Consider the following 4980-nt stretch of genomic DNA (forward strand, 5'->3'; position numbering starts at 1 on the left):
CCATTTTTACACGTATCTCGGCTGAACCCCTCATAGGTGTAAGATCTATAGGGGCTTTTTTAATAAAGGAAATATTAAATTTCACGTACCGTAATATTTAATAAAAAACAAGATACATAATCAATAGTCTACATTGAATCTTATGTTGAACTCATCTGCTAAATGGAGTCCCTTCTCTTTTGTCCAGAATCCTGTAGGCGTTTTTTTTTAATTCCCACTCTTTAAAACGATTTGGATATAATTCATTCAACATATGATAAGGACGACTACCCCAAAATTATAGCGCATTTAACATAGCAAATGGACTTGATTTCCAAAACTTTATACAAGGAGTTTGGAGTCGATGTTTTAACAACCATTTTTGTGAATATACATCTATTAACTCTTCACGAGACAAGTAAACGGACCTTTATTTAATACTTAAATTATCATTCTAATTTTTACCACAAATTCTTTTTAATTGTATAGCAGGTGAGAATTTTCTGTACTTATTTCGTTTTAGCTTCCATACTTTATGTATGTAGTGCATTCTTATCAATTTTCCCCATTACTTTAACTCGTAGGGGCATTAACTTTAGAACTCTGCTAATGGATAAGCAAGTTAATAATTATACTTGAAAATGGAGTGATACGATGAATAAGACGTATGATGTCATCATTACCGGTGCTAGATGTGCCGGCTCTACCCTGGCAATTTATCTTGCTAAGGCAGGTTTCCATGTGTTGTTAGTGGACCGAGCGAATTTTCCAAGGGACACATTATCAACCCATACCTTTTTCAATAATACTGTCGCTCTTCTTCGAGAAACCGGTGTCCTGGACAAGTTATTGGAAACAAAAGCACCGCCGGTACGGGATATTAAATTTCAATTTGAGGATACCGTGATAGAAGGTCTCATCCCTGAGGTTTACGGAGAGGAAAGTTGTTATTGTATTAGAAGAACTTATCTCGATCATATTCTACTTGAACAAGCCAAATCCCAAATGAATGTAACTGTTTTAGAAGGATTTCGTGTGACGGATGTCATCCGTGATGACGAAACAGTGATAGGCGTGAAAGGTTTAGACGGCGACAACGAGAAACAAGAATTTTTAGCTCGCCTGGTAGTCGGGGCAGACGGCCGATCCTCTATTATTCGCAAGCTGGTAAAAAGTGAACTCAAAATAAGTATTCCGGCAACAGTCGGCATCTATTTCGGGTATTTCTCTGGATTTCGCCACGATAATGTCCCTAAATTTGAAGTATACAAGATAAAAGATAACACAGCCATTCTCTTTCCGACGAATGATGATTTATATGTAATTGTCGGCATTTTCCCATTAGAAAATAAGGAATTGATAGAACGGTTGAAATTAAATCCGGAAAGCTGTCTACGCAATTTCTTTACAGATAACTTTCCGAATACAACAATTGGGGCGCGCTTGAAAAATGCAGAACTAGTAGAACCGGTCAAAGGCATTCTCGGATATGATAATTACTGGTATAAAGGAATGGGAAAAGGATGGGCGTTGGTTGGAGATGCAGTTTGTTTTAAAGATCCTGGCATGGCGCAGGGTATCCATGATGCTATATGTGGAGCACGTATATTATCCAATATTCTATCAAAATATAAGGGACAATCCGATCAATCAAATCAAATGTCTGAAGAATATCAAAAGGCAATAGAAGATGAGTTTATGGTTCGGTTTCACATGGGATGCCAAATTTCGAAGAATGAACGCATATCTGAACAACAGGATGCTGTCAACAAGCTAATCAGTTCCCATCCAGAGGCTATAGAGAAGTTTTTAGGGATTTACAATTATGCAAACGAGCCCGCTGCTTTAGAAAAAGAACTCGCACGAATTATGCAATCGATCTAGCAATGATTTTAGAGATTAAGTGATTTAAGTACAAAAATAATTCACTATGAACCTCCCCCACTTACTCGCTTCCGCTTGAAGTGGGGATTTCTTAGCATCAACAAAGACAAGGTCCTATGAGAAGCGGATTTTCCATCTCCTCTCTGCACCTATGCAGGGCCCCCTTTTCTTCATTTGACTAAGCAACTTCTGCACATGCAGAAGGGTGGGAACACACCGTCTACTACTTTTTGCTTACGCAATCCACAAATACTTTCTCTTCGTTTCTTCCGGGATATGACACATCTTTCCGTACAGTTCTTTTGCCAAAATGTTGCGGGCACCGTGAATGTCCCAGTGTTCTTCGTAGCCGCACACACAAACGTAGTTACGTGTCCGCACTTTCTTTCTTCTTTGGCAACAAGGGGTCACCATATCAAAAAAAGAAAATTGTACGTTATGTCTCGATTTGGACACATTTAAGGCGTTTTCTGTACGCTAAGACTATTTTCCAGTTAATTATGGACTATTTGGTACTGGAAATTCGATGTCTTCTAAAATGTCAACTGGAATATTCCTATCACTAATGGGAAAAGTATTCGTGGTTTGTAAAGGTATACCTTTACAAACAGTGGTTCACTTTCTTCATTGTTGTATGGAACTCTTCTTTTCTGATAGGGGGAGGATCTCTCTTTGGTGCATATAATTTTGAGGAATTAAATTTGACTAATTTGCAATCCTTACGTCCTTTATATATAAAAGAGCTGACTTATTTTTAACAAGAACTAGCACCAACAAGGTAAAATCTGGCTGTTTTTTGTTTAAACGTACTTTGCTTGTTTTTTGAAATGCTAATGTTGCTCTTTGTAGGGCAAAGAAAAAGATTATTAAATATTGGGAACATTTAGTATTGATTATATCAATTTACTAAATATTACATTTATGTAAATATTATTGTAACGGGATTTTAAAATGAAATTTATAACATTTTAAGAGAAATAATATCTTAATTTCGACGTAATGGAATGAATCTGGAAGGGGGGGCTATGTTCCCAGCTTGTACAAATGAAGAAATTATTGTTTCAACAGGCAATGGCGATTCAATTGCAGAAATAGGTACTTTCCGTGTGAAAGTTAAAGTTGAAAATGCTGCTGGCTTAATTAATACAATGTACACAGCTTCAGTAAAATTAACACGATAAAATAATTGAAAATTGGGAGGAATTTCATATGAAACCATGGAAAAAGAAAATGGGTATGACAATGTTGGCTTCAGCAATTGCATTAGGAGGTGTAGCTACTCTAGAATTAGTTAACCCCGTATCAAAAGCAGCGGCGGCTTCAGGTTACGGAGCTAGCGTAAATACAACAAAAGCAAATCATTATGTTGGTACAGATCCATATGTGCATATTAAAATTAAAAATGACAACAAAGCTTATGAAGTTGAGCTTCGTATACAACCACAAATTCAGCGCACAAATGGCACGTGGGAAAATGTGAATAAACCTTTAATTTCTTGGTTTGTACCTGGAGAATATGTAGGAATGAACATTGATATTGGTAGAGTCAATTATGATGGCGTGGGCATTTATGAAAAAGGAAAATATCGTTTGAAAGTTGATACGTTCAAAACAACATCTTCGGGTTCTGTATATTTAGGAACGTTTAACACAGACGTATTTTATTTAAAATAATATCAATAATAAAACTCCCTTTTAGGAGTTTTCAGAGTAAGGTAAGGGTATCGAGGATTTAATAGTAGATTCTTTTTAGGACTTTTTAGGGTGGAAAAATACTAACTATATAGAAGTATATTTATAGCGGACGCTCCTATGATGCGAGTATCCGTTTTTTTGTTTTATCAAAAAAAGGGTATCGTAATGGGAGCATCAATAATTGACTACGATAATAAGGTAAGATCGCTTCTGCCAGGGACAAGTAATTTATCATTAGTATTCCCTTTCTTTAAAATTAAGGATGAACTATTGTATACTTAGGTCTTACTAGTCCTTTCATGTCCATTAGCTTAAGAAACGTAAATACCCCAAAATAAAAGAATTGACATGTTAGGTGAAAATGGACAATCTTTTATTTTGGGGTATTATAAAATTATTAAGTTGATAGATATGGGGTATCATCACATCGCTATCAAGCTAAGAAAAGCAAATACCCCAAAACGAGTAAATTGTACATTCTCACCTGGAGATATCAATTTTCCCGTTTTGGGGTGGATTTGTTTACTTAAGTTGATGAGCATGGGATACAGCCGAGATATGTGTAAAAATAGGTACATATGGCTAAGTCTATGTAACTATGAAGTATTACTTTTTCATCATGCATGGAGCCTTACAAGTTACTGTCCCCTTGTAAGTTGCCATAATTCCACCAAAATCCGTTACTTTAGTCGAATAAAGAGTTAATATCCCTTTATATCCGTTCTGATCATATGAATAGGTTTTTGCTGGTGATTTTCCCATTGGATAATGGACATCTACGTACTGCGTTTTAGAATATAAATCACCTGCAGGCAATTCTACTTTAGTAGTTGATGCTGCATTAGCATCTGTCGGAAATGATAGTGCGGTAAAGCTAATACCAAAAGCTAAGGTTGTAGATAGCAAGACTGAAAGCGCTTTATTTTTCTTCATGACTTAATCCCCCTCATTAATATTTAGTACAACTTAAACTTACTTTATTTTCCAAATAAACGAAAGGGCCAAATGTATTTCTCATTAAAAGATTGAATTTTCAGTCTTCGTTCACCATTTATTATAACGGTGTTACGAAAAGTGCTTCAAGGTACAGCATATGTACTTCGATATACGTTCCACATATTTCTGAATCTACTCCTTGCAGAACTTTTAGCTCTGTAATAGTTATAGGGGTATCACCAGCATTTTGGAAAAGCCCCACGCTAAGAGTATGCAAGATTTTATACAGTTTTTGGGCTAATTCAGGAACAAACAAGAGCCCTGAACACACGCCAGAACAGGAATGTATAAAAAGATGAATAGGGTTATAGAAAAAGAAAAAGACGAAACCCTACTTTCAAAGGGAATTCGTTTTTTTCTTGCTACCAATAATGAGACGTTATGTTAACTCTCTAGGAATAGGATATACAATACTATTCCTTCAAT

General features: G+C 35.9%; 4 protein-coding genes. 3 read left to right on the top strand and 1 reads right to left on the bottom strand.

The window, feature by feature from the left end; genetic code table 11:
• The first annotated feature begins 633 nt into the window (after nt 1–633).
• The 3 genes from HMPREF2590_RS23270 to HMPREF2590_RS23275 all read left to right on the top strand — a co-directional run bounded on the left by HMPREF2590_RS23270 (nt 634) and on the right by HMPREF2590_RS23275 (nt 3537).
• The gene (locus HMPREF2590_RS23270) at nt 634–1863 is read left to right on the top strand and encodes an NAD(P)/FAD-dependent oxidoreductase (RefSeq protein WP_001044754.1); all 1230 of its coding nucleotides are present in this window, start codon (nt 634–636) and stop codon (nt 1861–1863) included.
• A 1004-nt stretch (nt 1864–2867) separates the two neighbouring features.
• Nucleotides 2868–3044, top strand: coding sequence for a hypothetical protein (locus HMPREF2590_RS30480; RefSeq protein ID WP_176548830.1), 177 nt, complete (start codon nt 2868–2870; stop codon nt 3042–3044).
• A 28-nt stretch (nt 3045–3072) separates the two neighbouring features.
• Nucleotides 3073–3537, top strand: coding sequence for a DUF5065 domain-containing protein (locus tag HMPREF2590_RS23275; protein WP_070861569.1), 465 nt, complete (start codon nt 3073–3075; stop codon nt 3535–3537).
• Between the two features lie 627 nt (nt 3538–4164).
• Here the strand turns inward: HMPREF2590_RS23275 and HMPREF2590_RS23280 are convergent.
• Nucleotides 4165–4491, bottom strand: a complete 327-nt coding sequence (locus tag HMPREF2590_RS23280; RefSeq protein ID WP_070861571.1) for a hypothetical protein — start codon at nt 4489–4491, stop codon at nt 4165–4167.
• Between the last annotated feature and the right edge of the window lie 489 nt (nt 4492–4980).

Origin of the sequence: Bacillus sp. HMSC036E02 (assembly GCF_001836235.1) — a bacterium.
In the GTDB taxonomy this organism is placed as follows: domain Bacteria; phylum Bacillota; class Bacilli; order Bacillales; family Bacillaceae_G; genus Bacillus_A; species Bacillus_A cereus.

What these genes read in the sequence shown, in the direction of transcription:
- HMPREF2590_RS23270 (WP_001044754.1), top strand. Translation starts at nt 634, where the DNA reads ATGAATAAGACGTATGATGTCATCATTACCGGTGCTAGATGTGCCGGC.
- HMPREF2590_RS30480 (WP_176548830.1), top strand. Translation starts at nt 2,868, where the DNA reads ATGAATCTGGAAGGGGGGGCTATGTTCCCAGCTTGTACAAATGAAGAA.
- HMPREF2590_RS23275 (WP_070861569.1), top strand. Translation starts at nt 3,073, where the DNA reads ATGAAACCATGGAAAAAGAAAATGGGTATGACAATGTTGGCTTCAGCA.
- HMPREF2590_RS23280 (WP_070861571.1), bottom strand. Translation starts at nt 4,491, where the DNA reads ATGAAGAAAAATAAAGCGCTTTCAGTCTTGCTATCTACAACCTTAGCT.